Raw genomic sequence first — 17,746 nt, 5'->3', positions numbered from 1 at the left:
TACTTTTGTCTTTCGCTTTCTTTTCTATTTCTTCGCCAGTTCCTGGTTAATCATCCAGAGCTCCCGGCGCTCTTCGCTGCTTAAACCGTGTGTGCGCTCGCGAGCTATCAACTCTTCCTGGCGCAGTTCAAGCATCGAATCAAACATATGGTTGAGCGAGTCGGTGAACGTTTTTTCTGCGATATCCTTATCTGCTATATCGTCCCACATCGACAGTTTTTCAAGGGTAGCGGCCTCTTTTGTGCCGCGATAATGCTCTAAAAGTTGCCCGGTGGTCAGACCTGGTTGAGACAAACAAGTGTTGACCAGTTCTGAAAATAAGCCAAGTCCAGGCAATTTTTCGTGGTTCAAACCCGCCAGCGATGGCACTTGCGGAGCAAGTTCGGGGTTTTGCACCAGTAACCCTATCAGTATACGCATGGTTGTGCGTTTTAGCTGAGGCGCGGGGCGAACCGCACCGCTTTCAGCCAGTTTAGGCATTAAACGTTCAAGCTGGCTGTCATCCAGAATGCCGAGCTTGTTGCCTAACTCCTGACGCAGATAGATGCGCAGCGTTTCGCCGGGCACCTGGCTGATTAACGGCAGCGCCAGCGTACTGAGCTGCGCGCGCCCGTCAGGCGTACTCAAATCGACCTGCGGCATCAGGCTGTTAAACAAAAACGTGGAGAGCGGCTGAGCCTGCTCCATCCGCGCTTCAAACGCCGCTTTGCCCTCTTTACGCACCAGCGTATCCGGGTCTTCACCGTCGGGCAGGAACATAAAGCGTAGCTGACGTCCGTCGGTCATATACGGCAGCGCGGTTTCCAGCGCGCGCCATGCGGCATCGCGTCCGGCGCGGTCGCCGTCGTAACAGCAGATGACGTTGTTGGTCACCCGGAACAGCAGCTGAATATGGTCGGCTGTCGTCGAGGTGCCCAGCGATGCTACGGCATAGTTGATGTCGTACTGCGCCAGCGCAACGACGTCCATATACCCTTCGACGACCAGAAGGCGCGGAGGTTCCGCATTATCCTGCTGCGCCTCATAAAGACCGTAAAGCTGTCGGCCCTTATGGAAAATATCGGTTTCCGGGGAGTTAAGGTATTTCGGCAGGGCATCGCCCAGCACGCGTCCACCAAAACCAATCACCCGGCCACGCTTGTCGCGAATGGGGAACATCACCCGTTCGCGGAAGCGGTCGTAGCTTCGTCCCTGGTCATTTGTGACCAGCATTCCCGCATCGATAAGGGATTTACGATCTTCACTATTGCCGCCAAAACGCTTTAACACGTTGTCCCAGCCGGGCGGGGCGTAACCAATAGCGAAACGCGCAATAACCTCATCACTCAGTCCGCGCTGTGTCAGATATTGACGCGCAGGCTCAGCAGCAGAGTGCTTAAGAGACTGTTGGTAAAATGAGTTCAGGCCGTCCATCAGCTGATACAGCGTCTGGCGTTGATGGCGCTCTATCTGACTTGGCCCACTGCCTGCTTCATACGGCACTTCAAGATTGTGCATCGCGGCCAGCTCTTCGACGGTTTCAACGAACTCGAGCTTGTCGTAGTTCATTAAAAAATCGACGGCGTTACCGTGAGCGCCACAGCCGAAGCAGTGGTAAAACTGTTTTTCACCGTTTACGGTAAAAGAGGGGGTTTTTTCGTTGTGGAACGGACAGCACGCATGGTAGTTCTTGCCCTGCTTTTTCAGCTTTACCCGCGCGTCGATGAGATCGACAATGTCGGTTCTGGCAAGCAGATCATTAATGAAAACGCGTGGGATTCTTCCGGCCATATGCCCCAAAATTTTAAGCGACTTATAAACGAAAACAAGCCGCGCATTCCTTCCGGAAGCACGGCCTTACGACTACTACTCTGTCTGTCAATTGAGGACTGAGGTCCTCAACGGATTAGTACAGACGAGTACGGCGTGCGTTTTCGCGAGCCAGTTTCTTCGCGTGACGTTTCACAGCGGAAGCTTTAGCGCGCTTACGTTCGGTCGTTGGTTTTTCATAAAACTCACGACGACGAACTTCAGCCAGAACACCTGCTTTCTCGCATGAACGTTTGAAGCGACGCAGTGCTACGTCGAACGGCTCGTTTTCACGTACTTTAATTACCGGCATGTAACTCTCACCTTTGATAAATTCGGTTTGCCGCTGGCATCAACGCCAGCTTATTTCAAAATGGTGCGGAATTTTACTGCAAATGCTGCTGCTTTGTAAAGCACCGATGCGATTTTGAAAGGGACTTTTATAAGGGTGAGGAGTATACACGAGCCTTCTTCCTGGGGCGAACAAAGTTTTACATCAACCCGCATTGGCCCTACACTGCGGCGGTATTGAAACGAGGTAAAACAAGTCATGCGTGTACTGGGTATAGAAACATCCTGCGATGAAACCGGCATCGCGATTTACGACGACGAAAAAGGGCTTCTGGCCAACCAACTGTATAGTCAGGTGAAATTGCACGCTGACTACGGCGGCGTGGTACCGGAACTGGCCTCTCGTGACCATGTGCGTAAAACCGTTCCGTTGATTCAGGCGGCGCTGAAAGAGGCCGGACTGAGCGCCAAAGAGATCGACGCCGTGGCCTATACCGCTGGCCCCGGCCTGGTGGGCGCGCTGCTGGTCGGCGCGACGGTGGGGCGTTCGCTGGCGTTTGCATGGGATGTTCCTGCTATTCCGGTTCACCATATGGAAGGGCACCTGCTGGCACCGATGCTGGAAGATAACCCCCCCGCGTTCCCGTTTGTGGCGCTGCTGGTGTCGGGCGGTCATACCCAGCTGATTAGCGTGACCGGGATCGGCAAATACGAACTGTTGGGCGAATCCATTGACGATGCCGCCGGTGAAGCCTTCGATAAAACCGCCAAGCTGCTGGGTCTGGATTACCCCGGCGGCCCGATGCTTTCAAAAATGGCGTCGCAGGGAACGGAAGGGCGCTTTATCTTTCCGCGTCCGATGACCGATCGCCCGGGTCTGGATTTCAGCTTCTCCGGCCTGAAAACGTTCGCGGCCAATACCATCCGCAATAACGACGACAGCGAGCAGACCCGCGCGGATATCGCCCGGGCGTTTGAAGATGCGGTAGTGGATACGCTGATGATCAAATGCAAGCGCGCGCTGGATCAGACCGGCTTTAAGCGTCTGGTGATGGCGGGGGGCGTGAGCGCTAACCGCACGCTGCGCGCGAAGCTCGCTGAGATGATGCAAAAACGCCGGGGCGAAGTGTTCTACGCCCGTCCGGAATTTTGTACCGATAACGGCGCGATGATTGCCTATGCGGGAATGGTACGCCTGAACGCAGGGGCCACCGCCGATCTGAGCGTGTCCGTGCGTCCGCGCTGGCCGCTGGCGGAGCTGCCAGAGGCCTGATTGCCTGAATGACCCCGGATGTCAGATAGCAATATCGAACATCCGGGTTCTCGCCAGCAGGCAGTAAAGCTCGCAATCATTCTCTACCCGCAGTTTCTCCATTGCCCGAATCTTGTGCGCGCTCACGGTTTTAATGCTGATGTGCATTCGCGTTGAAATATCCGTCAGGCTCAGCCCGCGACACATTAAGCGCAGCACGTCGATCTCGCGGGGTGACAGCGCTTCTCCTGCCAGCTTTCCGCCCTGTAACAGCAGTTTCATTAAGACCGGTTCGATATAGACCTCACCGTTCATCACGGCGTTCATCGCATCGCGCAGGCATTTTTCGTTGATATTACGGCTCACGTAGGCGTTTGCGCCTGCTTCCATCGCCATGCGTATCAGCTGCGGGCTGGTATAGGGGGCGAAGAGGATAATTTTCAGCCCCGGAAATTTCTGGCTCAGCCCTTTGACCAGCGCCAGCCCGTCCATACCGCTCAGCGGATTAGGGCCAGCAGCGGGGTTAAGCGTATAGCCCAGCAGCAGAATATCCGGCGAGTGCAGGGCGATGAGATCTAACAGATCGGCCGTCGATCGCGCTTCCGCCACCAGCGAGAACGTCAGCTTACTGTTGGGATCCGTCGGCAGAGCGTCGATAGCCTGAACAATAGCCCTCACGCCCCTGCGAATAAGGGTATTTTCGTCGGCGACGATGATATTAACGGCCATTCTCTTTCTCCAGCAAAGGGGGGACGGATTTTACCTGGAGATGACTTTTATTTAATGTGCGCGAAAAGTTAATTTAATAACAAATGCAGCTTGCAATGACTCTGTTTTTCCGCTTTTCCTGAATAATTCATTTGACCATTTTTATCTTTTCTTTTTCTTGACGCGAAAAAGGCGGATTTGTTTTTATAAATTCATAGAGAATAGTCTTAATCATAAAAAGAGCGCTCTGATTGGCGCCTGCTTTTTTTTCATTCATTCTGACTAAAGGAACTCACATAATTAAAGCCCATTAAGGAACGTTGGTTAAAATGAAAAAAAGTCTTTTATCTATTTTGATTTGCGCAGCGGTAACCGGACCTGTACATGCCCAGACGACCCCGGACGCTGAATTTGCTCAGGATGGCGTAACCTACTCGGCGATCATCGTTAAGCTTAAACCCACTAAGGCTCTGCTTAAGTCATCGAATGCCGCCGCGACCACTGCCACGTCTACTGAGTTAACCTTGAGCGACCCGTCATTAACTGCGACCCCCATATTCCGCTCAAACAAACTACGCAGCACCGCGTCGGGTAATGATATCGCGACGGATGCACGCTACGGTTTCGATCGTTACAGACGCATTGAATTAACGGAAGATAAAAGTACTGATAAAAACTTTATCAACCATGTTATTTCCGAGCTTGAGCATAATCCAAACGTTGAAATTGTTTATCCAGAGTCAATGCCCGTTTCTCTGGACGAAATCGGCAACGGTCTGAAAGCACGACAGCTTTTAAAATCAACGCCAGTGAATAATGCAGGCGCGGCAGCCGTACCGGATTTACGCGACTACCAGGATTATATGAATTCCCCGAGTGATAAACGTTCGGGATATTATATGGGCGGCGTGAACCGCGACAGCGTTCTCGGTTATCCGGGGAATGACGGAGAAGGTATTACTATTATCTCTATGGAGAACGACCCATGGAACTACAACCATGTTAACCTGCCGCCGATTAGCCTGAGCAGCGGCAACAGCACCTATAGAGACAATAAAGATCACGATACCGCCTCGGTGGGCATCCTGGCAGCGCGTGACATCGGCACCGGCATGCGCGGCCTGACCTGGAAAAGCCGTATGGGGTATTCCACCGCCCAGTATTACGACCTTTATAACCTGATCCCGAAACTCAAGGCCGGGGACGTGGTGCAGGTGGGGATGCAAACCGGTGGCGGGGAAATCACCGGGTCGTGTCAATCAAGCTGTTTCGTGCCGCAGGAAGAGAAGGCGCTGTATTACGACGTCTTTAAGGCGCTCACCGATAAGGGGGTTTACGTTATCGAAGCGGCGGGCAACGGCAACATCGACCTCGATCACCCCAGCTGGAAGGGGAAATTTGATACCAGCGTGCGCGATTCAGGGGCCATCATCGCCGGCGCTTTCTGCGCGAAAGACGGCAAGCGCGCCTATTTCAGCACCTACGGCTCTCGCGTGACCAGTTCATCATGGGGCTGCTGGGACGTAGCCACCACCGGCTATGGCGGCGATCTCTATAAAGGCGCCGGCCTGGCGACGCATTACACGCGCTCCTTCGCGGGGACATCTTCTGCGAACCCAATTATCGCCGGCGTGGTCGCGAGCCTGTCTGGCATTGCCAAAGCGAACGGCATCACCGTAACGCCAGTGCAGATGCGTACCATTTTGCAGGAAACCGGAACGCCGCTGGCGGGAAGTGAATCGACAAAAATCGGCACCCAGCCGGACATGGAGCGCGCGGTCGCCCGCATTCTGGCGCTGAAAAATGGCGGGGATACGCTGCCTGCGCCAACCGCCGCGGCGGGCGCGGATTACAGCATGGTTTCCGCGACCAGCGGCGTGAAGGTCTATCCGCTGGACGGTAGCCAAAGCCATAACGCGAAAGCCTGGAACTGGACCGTCACCAAAGGGGCGGGGACCTTCTTCGTGGAGGAGAAACTGAACGGCACGCTGGTGAACAGCGTCAATTCGGCAACCGCCTACGCGGTGATCCCGGCTAATACCGAAGGTGACGCGACCTTTACGCTGACCACCACCGGCGCAGACGGCCGCACCGCGCAGGACAGCATGACCATCCACGTCACCAAACCTGCTGCGCCTGTGGTGGATGATACGCCAGCGAAAGACGACACCCCTGCGAAGGACGACACGTCGGCAAAAGATAACACCCCGGCGCAGGATACAACCCCTGCGAAAGACGAGCCCGTGGTGGTCACCGTGCCCGCCTACAACGCGAAAATCGCCTACCCGATCAAGTGTACGAAGGTTTCGCATAACGGCAAAATCTGGTTCAACCAGTGGTACGTCAACCCGGGCCAGGAAGAGCCGGGCAAAGGCGGCACCTGGGGCGCCTGGCGCGCGCAGGGCGCGACCGGCAACAGCTGTAAATAACCGCGCAAAGCCTGGCATCTCGCCAGGCTTTTTTTATACCTTCAGCATCCCTTTCACTTCGAGAAACGCAATAATATTCGCCAGGCCGTCACCCGCCTTCAGGTTGGTGAAGGTCCAGGGGCGTTCGCCGCGCATCCGGTTAGTATCGCGCTCCATTACCTCCAGCGACGCGCCCACGTACGGCGCGAGATCGGTTTTGTTGATCACCAGAAAATCGGATTTGGTGATCCCCGGCCCGCCCTTGCGCGGGATCTTCTCCCCTTCGGCCACGTCGATCACGTAGATCGTCAGATCGGCCAGCTCCGGGCTAAAGGTCGCGCTCAGGTTATCGCCGCCGCTTTCCACGAAGATCAGATCTAGATTGCCGAACTTCTCGCTTAAGGCTTCTACCGCCGCCAGGTTCATCGAGGCGTCTTCGCGGATGGCGGTATGCGGACAGCCGCCGGTTTCCACCCCGACGATGCGTTCCGGCGCCAGCGCGCCCGCTTCGGTCAGGATGCGCTGATCCTCTTTGGTGTAGATATCGTTAGTCACCACCGCCAGATGGTAGGTGTCGCGCATTGCCTTGCAGAGGGCTTCCAGCAGGGCGGTTTTGCCGGAGCCTACCGGGCCGCCCACGCCAACGCGCAGGGGATGTTTGTAATCAGCCATGTTGTACCTCAGGAACGAAAGATCCGTGAATATTGTGTTTCGTGGCGCGCGGAGGCGATAGCCGAGAGCGGCGTGGCGGCCCCCAGTTCGTCATCGGCGCGGAAAAAGGCCTGTTCAAATCCTGCGGCGTAGCGATCGCTCAGATCGATAATAAGCTGCTGCGCCGCCTGCTGTCCGAAGGGAACAAGCTTGACGCCCGCCATCACCGCGCTCTCGATCCAGCTGTAGCCCAGGCTGAGCGCCAGCTCGCGCGCGTCAATGCCCCAGCGCACGCCGAGCCACGCCATACCGCCGAGCTGGCTTTGCGCCATCAGCGTCAGCCACGCGGCCGGGCAGTCCGGCTCCCAGCTTTTAACCAGCCGCGTAAAGGCCGCCCCGCGGTTGCGCTCCTCTTCGCGCAGCTCGCGGGTTTCCCGACAGGCGAGGAGATACGCGGTCCAGCGCCTTGCCGCCGCCAGATCCTCCTCCTCGCAGGCCCGGTAAAGGCGGGCGAACAGCGGCAGATCGACGCAGAAAAAGCTCTGCTCCATCTGCTGCGTCTGCCAGCGCCGGAACGCGTCCACGCTGGTGACCCAGCCCGCTTCGACGGCCCACTCCAGCCCCTGCGACCAGGTAAACGACCCGATCGGCAGGCTGCTGCTGGAGAGCTGCATCAGGCGCAGCCACCGACGGGCGTGCGCCATTAGCTCATCAGCGCCAGCAGGGCGGAGACAATCAGCCCGCCGCCAAAGGTTTTACGCAGGCCGTCGTGGCGGCGCAGCAGCAATCCGGCGGCGAAGCTCGCGCACAGCACCGTGGCGCTGGCCAGCATAAAGCCGCTGGTGAACAGCCAGAAGCTGTGGCCAGACATCTCTACGCCGTGCGCCCAGCCGTGGAACATCGCCAGCGCCGGGACGGCCAGCAGCAGGCGGTTTTCGGTTTTAAACATCATCACGCCACAGACCGCCAGCGAGGCGATGATCAGCATTTCCATGCCGCTAAAGCCGCCGAGCAGGCTGCCCGCAATAGCGCCCGCCAGCATCATGCCGAGGGTGGCAAAAGGCAGCAGCAGTTTGCGGCCGCTCAGGGCCGAGAGCACGCCCGCGCCGGTGAGCATCAGCAGGTGATCGAGCCCGGTCAACGGATGGAAAAAACCGGCCTGGAAGCTGTCCGCGCCGTGGCCCGGATGCGCCAGTGCAGGAACGGAAAAGGCCAGCAGCAGCAGAGGTAAGTACTTACGCATGATTAATCCTTAATGTGAGTGGGCGTGAGAGTGGCTATGGCCGTGGGCATCGCTGGCGTAAGCGCCCGCTTCCGGCTCAAACGGCAGGCTGGCGTAAGTCACCTCCAGCCCGAACTGGCGCAGCATATCGTCGAGAACATGGTCGTGGTGATAGCGCAGCTCGCCGGGCATGATTTGCAGCGGAACGTGGCGATTGCCCAGGTGATAGCAGGCGCGGGCGAGCAGGAAAGGGTCGGCGCAGCGCACCACCGACACCGATTCCGGGGCGGCGATCACTTCGACCACGTCGCGGCCGTCCTCCGTTGCCAGAAGATCCCCGCCGCGCAGCAGCAGCCCGCGCGGCAGCATCAGCCCGGCTTCCCGGCCGTCGCTCAGGGCGACTCTGGCGCGGCTTTTAACCCGCACGTCGATGGGCAGCGTGACGCTGGCGGTGGCGCGGTGGGCATGGTCAAGGCGTTGGGTCAGGTAGATCATCGTCGCTCCTTAAAACAGAAAATAGCGTTGTGCCATCGGCAAAACCTCAGCCGGTTCGCTGGTGATTAATTCCCCGTCGACGCGCACCTCGTAGGTCTGGGCATCAACGGTGATGTTCGGTTGCAGGCCGTTGTGGATCATGTCGGCCTTCTTCACGCTGCGACAGCCTCTGACCACCGCCGTGGCGCTTTGCAGGTTGAGCCGTCCGGCAAGGCCGTTTGCGTCTGCGGCCTGCGAGATAAACGTCAGTCGCGTGGCGTGGCGTGCGGCACCCAGCGCGCCAAACATCGGGCGATAGTGAACGGGCTGCGGCGTGGGGATCGAGGCGTTGATATCGCCCATCGGCGCGCAGGCGATCATCCCGCCTTTAACAATGGTGGCGGGCTTCACGCCAAAGAACGCGGGGGACCAGACCACCAGATCCGCCAGCTTGCCCGCCTCGATGGAGCCGACCTCGTGGGCGATACCGTGGGTCAGCGCCGGGTTAATGGTGTATTTGGCGACGTAGCGCTTCACGCGGAAGTTATCGTTATCGCCCGTTTCTTCCGGCAGCGCACCCCGCTGCACCTTCATGCGGTGCGCCACCTGCCAGGTGCGGATAATCACCTCGCCCACGCGCCCCATCGCCTGGGAATCCGACGAGGTGAGCGAGAAGGCGCCGATGTCGTGCAGCACATCTTCGGCGGCGATGGTCTCCCGGCGAATGCGCGACTCGGCAAAGGCCACGTCCTCGGCGATATCCGGATCGAGGTGATGGCAGACCATCAGCATGTCGAGATGCTCGTCGATGGTGTTGACCGTGTAGGGCAGCGTCGGGTTAGTGGAGGAGGGCAGAATATTCGGGTGCGCGCAGGCGGTGATGATATCCGGCGCGTGGCCGCCGCCCGCCCCTTCGGTGTGGAAGGTATGGATAGTGCGCCCGCCAATGGCCGCCAGCGTGTCTTCGACAAACCCGGACTCGTTCAGGGTATCGCTGTGCAGCGCCACCTGAATATCCATCTCGTCGGCAACCGTCAGCGAGCAGTTAATCGCGGCGGGCGTCGCGCCCCAGTCTTCGTGAATTTTCAGGCCGATAGCGCCGGCGGCGATTTGCTCGCGCAGGGCGTCCGGGTTCGAGCCGTTGCCTTTACCGAGCAGGCCAATATTCACCGGCAGCGTATCGGCGGCCTGCAACATGCGGGCGATGTACCACGGCCCCGGCGTACAGGTGGTGGCGTTGGTGCCTGCCGCAGGCCCGGTGCCGCCGCCGATCATCGTCGTCACGCCGGACACCAGCGCCTCTTCCGCCTGCTGCGGGCAGATCCAGTGGATATGGGTGTCGATCCCGCCAGCGGTGACGATCTTCCCTTCGGCGGCGATTACCTCCGTCGCGGCGCCAATCGGGATCGTTACGCCCGGCTGAATGTCAGGGTTTCCGGCTTTGCCCACGGCGAAGATCCGCCCGTTTTTGACGCCGATATCGGCCTTCACGATCCCCCAGTGATCGACAATCAGCGCGTTGGTGAGCACCAGATCCACGCAGTCGTCTGCGGTCATCTGCCCCTGACCCATCCCGTCGCGGATCACTTTTCCGCCGCCGAATTTGACCTCTTCACCGTAAACCGTCAGATCGTTTTCCACCTCGATCCACAGTTCGGTATCGGCCAGACGCACCCTGTCGCCGGTGGTGGGGCCGAACATGTCCGCATAGGCCCGGCGTGATATTTCAGCCATTTTTCATCTCTCCCATGACCTCACCGCGAAAGCCGAACAGCCGCTGCGCGCCTGCAACCCGCACCAGCGTGACCTCGCGCTTCTGGCCGGGCTCAAAACGCACCGCGGTGCCTGCCGGAATATTCAGCCGATAGCCCCGGGTCGCTTCCCGATCGAACTTCAGCGCCGGATTGACCTCGTAAAAGTGGTAGTGCGATCCGACCTGAATCGGCCTGTCGCCGTGGTTTTCAACGACAACGCTGAGCGTTTCTCGCCCGACGTTCAGGGCGATGGTGCCGGACTGGATCTGATATTCGCCTGGGATCATGACGGCTCCTTACACGATCGGATTGTGAACGGTGACGAGCTTCGATCCGTCCGGGAAGGTGGCCTCGACCTGAATGTCGGGGATCATCTCCGGGACACCCTCCATCACCTGGGCGCGCGTAAGCACGTGGCGGCCCGCTTCCATCAATGCCGCCACGGTTTCGCCGTCGCGCGCGCCTTCCATAATGAAGGCGCTGATCAGGGCGACCGATTCCGGGTAGTTGAGCTTCACCCCGCGCGCAAGGCGGCGTTCGGCGACCAGCGCGGCGGTGAATAACAACAGCTTGTCTTTTTCTCTGGGGGTCAGTTCCATAACGTTTCTCTTATGTCTGCCAGATGCGGGGCGAACAGGCGGTTTTCGGGGTTAAAAGCGGGCGCAGCGACTGCCAGATATCGCGCATCACCCGCTGGCAAATCAGGTTGTCGTCAGAGAGAAAACGCACCGACAGCAGGCCGTCGGTAAGCGTGGCTCCGGCGAAATGCTCAAAGGGGGAAAGCTGCTCGCGCACCCGCTCGAGCATGTCGTCGCTGGCGGGATGGAACAGCAGCGTCCCCACCCACGGCTGGTGCGCCACGGGGGATAAATCCCCGGCGGCAAGATGCTGACGCTCAATCAACAGCGGCTCGCCGTCGCGCCAGACCTCAAGGCGGCTCTCCAGCGTGCCGTGGCTGAAGGTTTCGTTAATCACCGGGCGGCCCAGGCAGTACAGCTCCCAGGCCAGCAGGGTGCTGGAGGGCTGTAAATGAAAGACGGATCGCAGCCGGGCGTTCGCGCCGGGAAAGAAAATGGTGTCCTGGGGGAGCCACTCCAGCGTGGCATCGTCGTCGAGATAAAAATGCTGCTCAAGGCGCGCCAGCTGGCCGCTGCTGCGGTAGAACTTGCTCGCGCCGGGCATGGTGATCAGCGCGTGACACGCGGCGTCCAGGTGAACGGCGATATCGAGCGTATCGCCGCCCACGATCCCCGCCGGGGGATGAAGCAGGTAAAGGTGGCAGGTTTCGTCTTCAGGATAAAACGGGCGTTGAACGGTGAGCGGACCGACGTGGTGAGCAGAGAACAGGATGGTTTTTTCAGGGGTGTGGCAAAACCGCAGGTCAAGGGATGCTTGCCAGCCTTTATGTGCGTTATCAGTGACCTGAGGTGCTGACATGCTGCATCCATTTGGGCGTGTTCGGGATGGTTTTAGTATGCCCTGGCGGAAATGAACGGGGTCATATGAGTCGCTTATGGATGGGGTATCGGCAATAAAAAAGCCGGGTGACGGCTTCGCCTTACCCGGCCTACAAAAAGCTCGAACACGTAGGCCGGGTAAGCGCAAGCGCCACCCGGCATTTGCAGGCAGCACAAAAGGTTGAGGGAATGTCAGTTCGTAGGCCGGGTAAGCGTCAGCGCCACCCGGCATTTGCAGGCAGCTACTGCGGCTCTTTCTTCTTGCGCTTCAGCTTCGTCCAGATCTTCGTTTCCTGTCTGCGCCACAAGCGCTGAATATTATCGTGATGGCGAAGCAAAATAAGACAAGACAACATCGAGACCGGGAAGGTGAACTGCGGCTTAAACCACCAGACGTAAAACGGGGCAATCAGCGCGCTCACAATCGCCCCGAGCGACGAATAGCCGCTCAGCAGGATCGTCAACAGCCAGGTGCCCGCCATCACGCCCGTTAAATCCCAGCCGATAGGCGCAATCGCCCCAAACGCGGTGGCAACGCCTTTGCCGCCTTTAAAACCAAAAAAGACGGGCCAGATATGGCCCACGCAGGCGGCGATGGCGATCAGGCCAAGCCAGAACGGCGTGACGCCCAGAGCATATGCGCCCCAGACGGGTAACATTCCTTTCAATACATCAAAAATCAGAACCGCTACGGCTGCTCCCTTGCCGCCAATTCGTAGTACATTGGTCGCCCCGGGATTCCCGGAACCGCTGACGCGCGGGTCAGGTAACCCGGCGATGCGGCAGACCAGAATGGCGCTGGAGATTGAGCCGCAAAGGTAGGCGAGGAGGATCATTCCAGGCGCGATTGCACTCATAACGCTGTTCCGTTGTGAAAATGTATCTGTAGTCTCAGCATCTGTGGATAATACGCATAATTCGCCGGAAGTGGTATCCGGTTTAGCCAAAAAGCAGGCAGGTCGTGATGGATATTGTATTTATAGAGCAACTTTCGGTAATCACCACTATTGGTGTTTACGACTGGGAACAGACCATCGAACAGAAGCTGGTGTTCGATATCGAAATGGGCTGGGATAATCGCACGTCGGCAAAAAGCGATGACGTGAACGACTGTCTGAGCTATGCCGACATCAGTGACGCGGTGGTCGGTCATGTGGAAGGTCAGCGTTTTGCGCTGGTAGAACGCGTGGCTGAAGAGGTCGCGGAGCTGCTGCTGACCCGTTTTAATTCACCCTGGGTACGTATCAAACTCAGTAAGCCAGGCGCCGTGGCGCGCGCGGCAAATGTCGGCGTGGTTATTGAGCGTAGCAATAATCTGAAAGGAAACATTTAACGTCATAATAGCTAAACCATTTTCGGATATACCGGTCTTAAAGCTGTATCTTTCACGGGGGCCTTTGGGTACGCCGTTTTTTTTATATCTTTTTAGGGGTTTATAGATGAGCGATATGCACTCGCTGCTGGTGGCGGCAATACTGGGTGTGGTCGAAGGATTGACGGAGTTTCTGCCCGTTTCCAGCACTGGCCATATGATTATCGTGGGCCACCTGCTGGGCTTTGAGGGCGATACGGCAAAGACGTTTGAAGTGGTTATCCAGCTCGGCTCTATTCTGGCCGTGGTGGTGATGTTCTGGCGTCGTCTGTTCGGGCTGATTGGGATCCATTTTGGTCGCCCGCCGCAGCATGAGGGCTTAGGCAAAGGCCGCCTCTCGCTGATCCATATTCTGCTCGGGATGATCCCGGCGGTGGTGCTGGGGCTGGTATTCCACGACGCCATCAAATCGCTCTTTAACCCGATTAACGTGATGTATGCGCTGGTGGTCGGTGGTTTCCTGCTGATTGCGGCGGAAATGCTGAAGCCGAAAACCCCGCGTGCGGAAGGCCTCGACGATATGACCTATCGCCAGGCCTTTATCATCGGCTGCTTCCAGTGTCTGGCGCTGTGGCCGGGCTTCTCCCGTTCCGGGGCAACCATTTCAGGCGGGATGCTGATGGGCGTGAGCCGCTATGCGGCGTCAGAGTTTTCGTTCCTGCTGGCGGTGCCGATGATGATGGGCGCCACCGTGCTCGACGTGTATAAGAGCTACCACTTCCTGACCGCAGGCGATATCCCAATGTTTGCCGTCGGCTTTATCACCGCCTTCATCGTGGCGCTGATTGCGATTAAAACCTTCCTGCAACTGATCAAACGGATCTCGTTTATCCCGTTCGCGATCTACCGCTTTATCGTGGCGGCAGCGGTTTACGTGGTCTTCTTCTGAAAAACGGCCCTCAGTCTTTGGGCTGAGGGCAACGCGTTTCCTTCCAGGCCGCAACGGCATCAATTCGACGTTTTGTCATCTCTTCCCTAATCTCCGGCCCTTTAAAGCCCGCCTCTACGACCGCTTTAGTCGGCACCGCTTTTGCAACCAGCCAGGCTTCCTGCAGCAAACGCCCCTGCGGATAATCGCTGGCCTCAAACCCGGTGCGACCGCGCACGTCCGCTTCGCTGGTGAGCGCGATTTGCTCCACGCGCTGCGGCTTACGCCAGGCGTCGATGTTATCGAACAGCTTCACAATGGTGGCCGGTTTGAGGATCGGGAAGGTGTGGATCAGGTCGTGGAATTCGGCGACCAGTTTCGCAAGGTCGCGGATCTCGTTCGGCACGCGCAGGCGCTGGCACAATCCTTCGACCAGCTTTACGCCAGCCGGGCCGTGTCCGTGGTGGCGCGGCCAGAGCGCTTTTGGCGTTAACCCCTTGCCCAGATCGTGACACAGCGTGGAAAAACGCACGTCCACATCCGGGCTGAGCATCGCGGCCATGCTGAGCGTCATCAGGGTATGCACGCCGGTGTCGATTTCCGGGTGCCACTTCGCCGGGGCGGGGACGCCGAACAGGGCGTCCACTTCCGGGAACAGCACCTTTAATGCACCGCAGTCGCGCAATACCTGGAAAAAGACCTGCGGATTGCGGGTGGTGAGGGCGTTTTCTGTCTCTTTCCACACCCGCTCTGGCGTGAGGTGCTCCAGCTCGCCCGCGTCCGTCATGGCGGTCATCAGCGCCATCGTTTCGTCGGCGATGCGGAAGCTCAAATGGGCGTAACGTGCGGCAAATCGCGCCACGCGCAGCACGCGCAGCGGATCTTCAGAAAAGGCAGGGGACACATGGCGTAAAAGGCGGTCGCGCAGATCGTTCTGGCCGCCGTAGGCGTCGATGATGTTGCCCTGTTCGTCTTGCGCCAGGGCGTTGATCGTCAGATCGCGGCGCAGTAAATCTTGTTCAAGCGTCACGTCCGGCGCGGCGTAGCAGGTGAAACCGGTATAGCCGGAGCCAGATTTCCGCTCGGTGCGCGCCAGGGCATACTCTTCGCGGCTCTGTGGATGCAGAAAAACAGGAAAATCGCGGCCTACCTGCTGGTAGCCCGCGTCGAGCATCTCTTCCGGGGTGGCGCCGACCACCACCCAGTCTCTGTCTTTGACCGGCAGACCTAACAACGCATCACGAACCGCACCACCGACCAAATAACTCTTCACGACACCACACTCCCGTTTTCTCTTTTCGCAAGATAGTACGTAAGTCTGGCATCGAAAACGAATTAATTCATCCAGCGGTCTTTACGCTTGCGGCTTGGAATGATGAACGGCAGCACCAGGCCCATCACCAGACCCACACCCAGCACGCCGCCGCCATACACTAGCCACTGCATGATGATGGTGCGCTGTTTGTCATCGAGTTGCAGATTCGCGGCGTTGACCTTCTTCTGCGCGACAATCAGTTCGTTTTTCAGCTTCTGATTCTCGTCTTTCAGGCCGCTGATCACGCTGTCGCTCTGCGCCACTTTCTGCTGCATTTCAGCCGTGCGCTGGTTCCAGGTGGTGTCGATATTGTTCAGCTTGTCGGTCAGGGTTTTCACCTGGTTTTCCAGATCCGGTACGCGGGTGCGCAGGCTAGGCACGTTGCTCAGCTCTTTCAGGGGGATCCAGGACGTCCGGCCGCTGCTGTCGCGAACCTGGCCATAGTTGGTATCAGAGTTGGTCTGTAACAGAACCACTTCCTCGCCGGCATTTACCGTACCCACGAGGCGATAATTGTCTCCGGGGCCGCTGCGTACCCAGGTGTTCAGTTCATCAGAAACGTAGCGTTTCTCTTCAGCGTGGACCGCCGTTGCGGCGCTAAAAGCAAGTAAAGTGAGTCCAATCAGGCGTAATTTAAGCATATCAGTCGTTATTTTCATAAAAAGTGGAACGATAGTAGTGGTATCAGTGTCTCTACGCAAAGGATTCATCATCAATCGGAATCGTCTGTGTCCTGATAATCACTGCTTCAAACTTTTACGCCCGTCAAATTGCTCATTGCGTGGCAATTTGGCGCAAAATACTATGTACTGACAAGAATGTGGCGAGATAGTTCGCCTTAATTGTTTCCGCTGTGACGCAACCGAAAGTACAAGGCTATGGCTCAAGAGATTGAATTAAAATTTATCGTCGAAAAAGACAGCGTTGATGCCCTGCGTCAGCACCTGCATCAGCTCTCCGGTGAACATTCTGACCCGGAACAGCTGCTGAATATCTATTACGAAACGCCGGAAAACTGGCTGCGTCGTCACGACATGGGGCTGCGCATCCGTGGGGCGAGCGGTCGTTATGAGATGACGATGAAAATTGCGGGCCGCGTGGTCGGCGGGTTGCATCAGCGTCCGGAATACAACATCGACATTGCTAAACCTGAGCTGGAGCTGGATCGTTTCCCGGCTGAAGCATGGCCGGAGGGCAAATTGCCTGACGATCTTAGCGCGCAGGTGCAGCCTTTATTCAGCACCGATTTCCTGCGTGAAAAATGGCTGGTGAATGAAGGGAAAAGCCGTATTGAAATCGCCCTCGATCTGGGCGAGGTCAAGGCGGGAGAGTATCAGGAACCTATTTGCGAGCTGGAGCTTGAACTGCTCGAAGGCGATGCCGAGGACGTGCTGAAGCTGGCGCGCAAGCTGGTGAATCAGTCCGGCTTACGTCAGGGCAGCCTGAGCAAAGCGGCGCGTGGATATCACCTCGCCGCCGGGAATGCGCCGCGCGTGCTGAAACCGACCACCATCCTTCACGTTGCGCCGAAGGCCAGCGTTGAACAGGGCCTGGAAGCCTCGCTGGAGCTGGCGCTGTCCCAGTGGCTCTACCACGAAGAGCTGTGGGCGCGCGGCGTGAAAAACGCGAAAACCAGCGTGCAGGAAGCGATTGGCCTGGTGCGTCATACTTTGGCCCTTTTCGGCGGTATCGTTCCACGTAAAGCGAGTACTCACTTACGTGATCTTCTGGTGCAGACCGAAGCGCTAATGATCTCCGACGTCTCTGCCCAGACCGCTATCTACAGCCCGCAGTCCGCCACAGCAAAACTGGCGTTAACCGAGTTTCTGGTGACCCGAGGCTGGCGCGCCTTCCTCGACGCAAAAGCCCAGACCAAAATCGGCGAATCCTTCAAGCGCTTTGCCGATATTCACCTGTCACGCCATGCCGCCGAGCTGAAAACCACCTTTGCTTACCCGCTGGGCGATCAGTACGCCGACCAGCTGCCGCGTCTGGCGCGTAATATCGACAGCATGGTGCTGCTCTCCGGCGCGTACGACGAGGTGAAGGCGCAGGCCTGGCTGGAAAACTGGCAGGGGCTGAAGCACGCCATCGAAACCCGCCAGCATATTGAAATTGAGCATTTCCGAAACGAGGCCATTTCGCAGGAGCCTTTCTGGCTGCACAGCGGAAAACGTTAATTCTGG

19 protein-coding genes are annotated in these 17,746 nt (G+C 57.9%); 5 read left to right on the top strand and 14 right to left on the bottom strand.

Features of this window, described 5'->3' with window-relative positions:
- Positions 1–24: 24 nt before the first annotated feature.
- Both dnaG and rpsU read right to left on the bottom strand, forming a co-directional pair.
- Positions 25–1,770 (bottom strand): DNA primase, encoded by a 1,746-nt coding sequence (gene dnaG, locus ACSVHP_RS17255; protein ID WP_234674300.1) that lies wholly within the window; start codon positions 1,768–1,770, stop codon positions 25–27.
- Positions 1,771–1,885: 115 nt separating this feature from the next.
- Complete coding sequence (gene rpsU, locus ACSVHP_RS17250; protein WP_001144069.1) at positions 1,886–2,101, bottom strand: 30S ribosomal protein S21; 216 nt, start codon at positions 2,099–2,101, stop codon at positions 1,886–1,888.
- 237 nt (positions 2,102–2,338) lie between these two features.
- On the opposite strand from rpsU, the gene tsaD reads away from it, so the two are divergent.
- The gene (gene tsaD / locus ACSVHP_RS17245) at positions 2,339–3,352 is read left to right on the top strand and encodes a tRNA (adenosine(37)-N6)-threonylcarbamoyltransferase complex transferase subunit TsaD (RefSeq protein ID WP_447552547.1); all 1,014 of its coding nucleotides are present in this window, start codon (positions 2,339–2,341) and stop codon (positions 3,350–3,352) included.
- Positions 3,353–3,373: 21 nt separating this feature from the next.
- Here tsaD and ACSVHP_RS17240 read toward each other — a convergent pair whose 3' ends face one another.
- Positions 3,374–4,060, bottom strand: a complete 687-nt coding sequence (locus ACSVHP_RS17240) for a LuxR C-terminal-related transcriptional regulator (RefSeq protein ID WP_417313781.1) — start codon at positions 4,058–4,060, stop codon at positions 3,374–3,376.
- 308 nt (positions 4,061–4,368) lie between these two features.
- Between ACSVHP_RS17240 and ACSVHP_RS17235 the strand changes: the two genes are divergently transcribed.
- The gene (locus ACSVHP_RS17235; RefSeq protein ID WP_447552546.1) at positions 4,369–6,468 is read left to right on the top strand and encodes a serine protease; all 2,100 of its coding nucleotides are present in this window, start codon (positions 4,369–4,371) and stop codon (positions 6,466–6,468) included.
- Between the two features lie 33 nt (positions 6,469–6,501).
- On the opposite strand, the gene ureG is transcribed toward ACSVHP_RS17235, so the two are convergent.
- The 9 genes from ureG to plsY form a co-directional block, all read right to left on the bottom strand.
- On the bottom strand, positions 6,502–7,119 hold the full coding sequence (ureG, locus tag ACSVHP_RS17230) for an urease accessory protein UreG (RefSeq protein WP_417314999.1): 618 nt from the start codon (positions 7,117–7,119) through the stop codon (positions 6,502–6,504).
- Between the two features lie 8 nt (positions 7,120–7,127).
- Positions 7,128–7,802, bottom strand: coding sequence for an urease accessory protein UreF (locus ACSVHP_RS17225; protein WP_447552545.1), 675 nt, complete (start codon positions 7,800–7,802; stop codon positions 7,128–7,130).
- On the bottom strand, positions 7,802–8,341 hold the full coding sequence (locus tag ACSVHP_RS17220) for a HupE/UreJ family protein (protein ID WP_447552544.1): 540 nt from the start codon (positions 8,339–8,341) through the stop codon (positions 7,802–7,804). Before ACSVHP_RS17220 ends, ACSVHP_RS17225 begins: the two co-directional genes overlap by 1 nt.
- A gap of 9 nt (positions 8,342–8,350) precedes the next feature.
- Complete coding sequence (ureE, locus tag ACSVHP_RS17215; protein ID WP_447552543.1) at positions 8,351–8,815, bottom strand: urease accessory protein UreE; 465 nt, start codon at positions 8,813–8,815, stop codon at positions 8,351–8,353.
- A gap of 9 nt (positions 8,816–8,824) precedes the next feature.
- On the bottom strand, positions 8,825–10,528 hold the full coding sequence (gene ureC, locus ACSVHP_RS17210) for an urease subunit alpha (protein WP_447552542.1): 1,704 nt from the start codon (positions 10,526–10,528) through the stop codon (positions 8,825–8,827).
- Complete coding sequence (locus tag ACSVHP_RS17205; RefSeq protein WP_417314990.1) at positions 10,521–10,835, bottom strand: urease subunit beta; 315 nt, start codon at positions 10,833–10,835, stop codon at positions 10,521–10,523. Before ACSVHP_RS17205 ends, ureC begins: the two co-directional genes overlap by 8 nt.
- A 9-nt stretch (positions 10,836–10,844) precedes the next feature.
- Positions 10,845–11,147 carry an urease subunit gamma gene (locus ACSVHP_RS17200; RefSeq protein ID WP_181620843.1) on the bottom strand — a complete coding sequence of 101 codons (303 nt, stop codon included), beginning with the start codon at positions 11,145–11,147 and terminating at the stop codon, positions 10,845–10,847.
- 10 nt (positions 11,148–11,157) lie between these two features.
- Positions 11,158–11,985 carry an urease accessory protein UreD gene (locus ACSVHP_RS17195; protein WP_447552540.1) on the bottom strand — a complete coding sequence of 276 codons (828 nt, stop codon included), beginning with the start codon at positions 11,983–11,985 and terminating at the stop codon, positions 11,158–11,160.
- 262 nt (positions 11,986–12,247) lie between these two features.
- Positions 12,248–12,862 (bottom strand): glycerol-3-phosphate 1-O-acyltransferase PlsY, encoded by a 615-nt coding sequence (gene plsY / locus ACSVHP_RS17190; RefSeq protein WP_234674311.1) that lies wholly within the window; start codon positions 12,860–12,862, stop codon positions 12,248–12,250.
- A 107-nt stretch (positions 12,863–12,969) separates the two neighbouring features.
- Between plsY and folB the strand changes: the two genes are divergently transcribed.
- On the top strand, positions 12,970–13,338 hold the full coding sequence (folB, locus tag ACSVHP_RS17185; protein ID WP_234674312.1) for a bifunctional dihydroneopterin aldolase/7,8-dihydroneopterin epimerase: 369 nt from the start codon (positions 12,970–12,972) through the stop codon (positions 13,336–13,338).
- Positions 13,339–13,444: 106 nt separating this feature from the next.
- Positions 13,445–14,266 (top strand): undecaprenyl-diphosphate phosphatase, encoded by an 822-nt coding sequence (gene bacA / locus ACSVHP_RS17180; protein WP_234674313.1) that lies wholly within the window; start codon positions 13,445–13,447, stop codon positions 14,264–14,266.
- Between the two features lie 10 nt (positions 14,267–14,276).
- On the opposite strand, the gene ACSVHP_RS17175 is transcribed toward bacA, so the two are convergent.
- Both ACSVHP_RS17175 and ACSVHP_RS17170 read right to left on the bottom strand, forming a co-directional pair.
- Positions 14,277–15,518: a multifunctional CCA addition/repair protein gene (locus ACSVHP_RS17175; RefSeq protein WP_447552539.1), complete on the bottom strand. Its 1,242-nt coding sequence runs from the start codon at positions 15,516–15,518 to the stop codon at positions 14,277–14,279.
- A 62-nt stretch (positions 15,519–15,580) separates the two neighbouring features.
- Positions 15,581–16,201 (bottom strand): TIGR04211 family SH3 domain-containing protein, encoded by a 621-nt coding sequence (locus ACSVHP_RS17170; protein ID WP_234674315.1) that lies wholly within the window; start codon positions 16,199–16,201, stop codon positions 15,581–15,583.
- Positions 16,202–16,438: 237 nt separating this feature from the next.
- Here ACSVHP_RS17170 and ACSVHP_RS17165 point away from each other — a divergent pair, with 237 nt between their 5' ends.
- Positions 16,439–17,740: a CYTH domain-containing protein gene (locus ACSVHP_RS17165; protein WP_447552537.1), complete on the top strand. Its 1,302-nt coding sequence runs from the start codon at positions 16,439–16,441 to the stop codon at positions 17,738–17,740.
- The last annotated feature ends 6 nt before the right edge of the window (positions 17,741–17,746 follow it).

The sequence above is a fragment of the Enterobacter sp. 186315 genome (genome assembly GCF_053290175.1).
Note: the sequence above shows the minus strand (reverse complement) of the source record. Positions and strands in the feature narration are given on the sequence as shown.

What these genes read in the sequence shown, in the direction of transcription:
- dnaG (WP_234674300.1), bottom strand. Translation starts at nt 1,770, where the DNA reads ATGGCCGGAAGAATCCCACGCGTTTTCATTAATGATCTGCTTGCCAGA.
- rpsU (WP_001144069.1), bottom strand. Translation starts at nt 2,101, where the DNA reads ATGCCGGTAATTAAAGTACGTGAAAACGAGCCGTTCGACGTAGCACTG.
- tsaD (WP_447552547.1), top strand. Translation starts at nt 2,339, where the DNA reads ATGCGTGTACTGGGTATAGAAACATCCTGCGATGAAACCGGCATCGCG.
- ACSVHP_RS17240 (WP_417313781.1), bottom strand. Translation starts at nt 4,060, where the DNA reads ATGGCCGTTAATATCATCGTCGCCGACGAAAATACCCTTATTCGCAGG.
- ACSVHP_RS17235 (WP_447552546.1), top strand. Translation starts at nt 4,369, where the DNA reads ATGAAAAAAAGTCTTTTATCTATTTTGATTTGCGCAGCGGTAACCGGA.
- ureG (WP_417314999.1), bottom strand. Translation starts at nt 7,119, where the DNA reads ATGGCTGATTACAAACATCCCCTGCGCGTTGGCGTGGGCGGCCCGGTA.
- ACSVHP_RS17225 (WP_447552545.1), bottom strand. Translation starts at nt 7,802, where the DNA reads ATGGCGCACGCCCGTCGGTGGCTGCGCCTGATGCAGCTCTCCAGCAGC.
- ACSVHP_RS17220 (WP_447552544.1), bottom strand. Translation starts at nt 8,341, where the DNA reads ATGCGTAAGTACTTACCTCTGCTGCTGCTGGCCTTTTCCGTTCCTGCA.
- ureE (WP_447552543.1), bottom strand. Translation starts at nt 8,815, where the DNA reads ATGATCTACCTGACCCAACGCCTTGACCATGCCCACCGCGCCACCGCC.
- ureC (WP_447552542.1), bottom strand. Translation starts at nt 10,528, where the DNA reads ATGGCTGAAATATCACGCCGGGCCTATGCGGACATGTTCGGCCCCACC.
- ACSVHP_RS17205 (WP_417314990.1), bottom strand. Translation starts at nt 10,835, where the DNA reads ATGATCCCAGGCGAATATCAGATCCAGTCCGGCACCATCGCCCTGAAC.
- ACSVHP_RS17200 (WP_181620843.1), bottom strand. Translation starts at nt 11,147, where the DNA reads ATGGAACTGACCCCCAGAGAAAAAGACAAGCTGTTGTTATTCACCGCC.
- ACSVHP_RS17195 (WP_447552540.1), bottom strand. Translation starts at nt 11,985, where the DNA reads ATGTCAGCACCTCAGGTCACTGATAACGCACATAAAGGCTGGCAAGCA.
- plsY (WP_234674311.1), bottom strand. Translation starts at nt 12,862, where the DNA reads ATGAGTGCAATCGCGCCTGGAATGATCCTCCTCGCCTACCTTTGCGGC.
- folB (WP_234674312.1), top strand. Translation starts at nt 12,970, where the DNA reads ATGGATATTGTATTTATAGAGCAACTTTCGGTAATCACCACTATTGGT.
- bacA (WP_234674313.1), top strand. Translation starts at nt 13,445, where the DNA reads ATGAGCGATATGCACTCGCTGCTGGTGGCGGCAATACTGGGTGTGGTC.
- ACSVHP_RS17170 (WP_234674315.1), bottom strand. Translation starts at nt 16,201, where the DNA reads ATGCTTAAATTACGCCTGATTGGACTCACTTTACTTGCTTTTAGCGCC.
- ACSVHP_RS17165 (WP_447552537.1), top strand. Translation starts at nt 16,439, where the DNA reads ATGGCTCAAGAGATTGAATTAAAATTTATCGTCGAAAAAGACAGCGTT.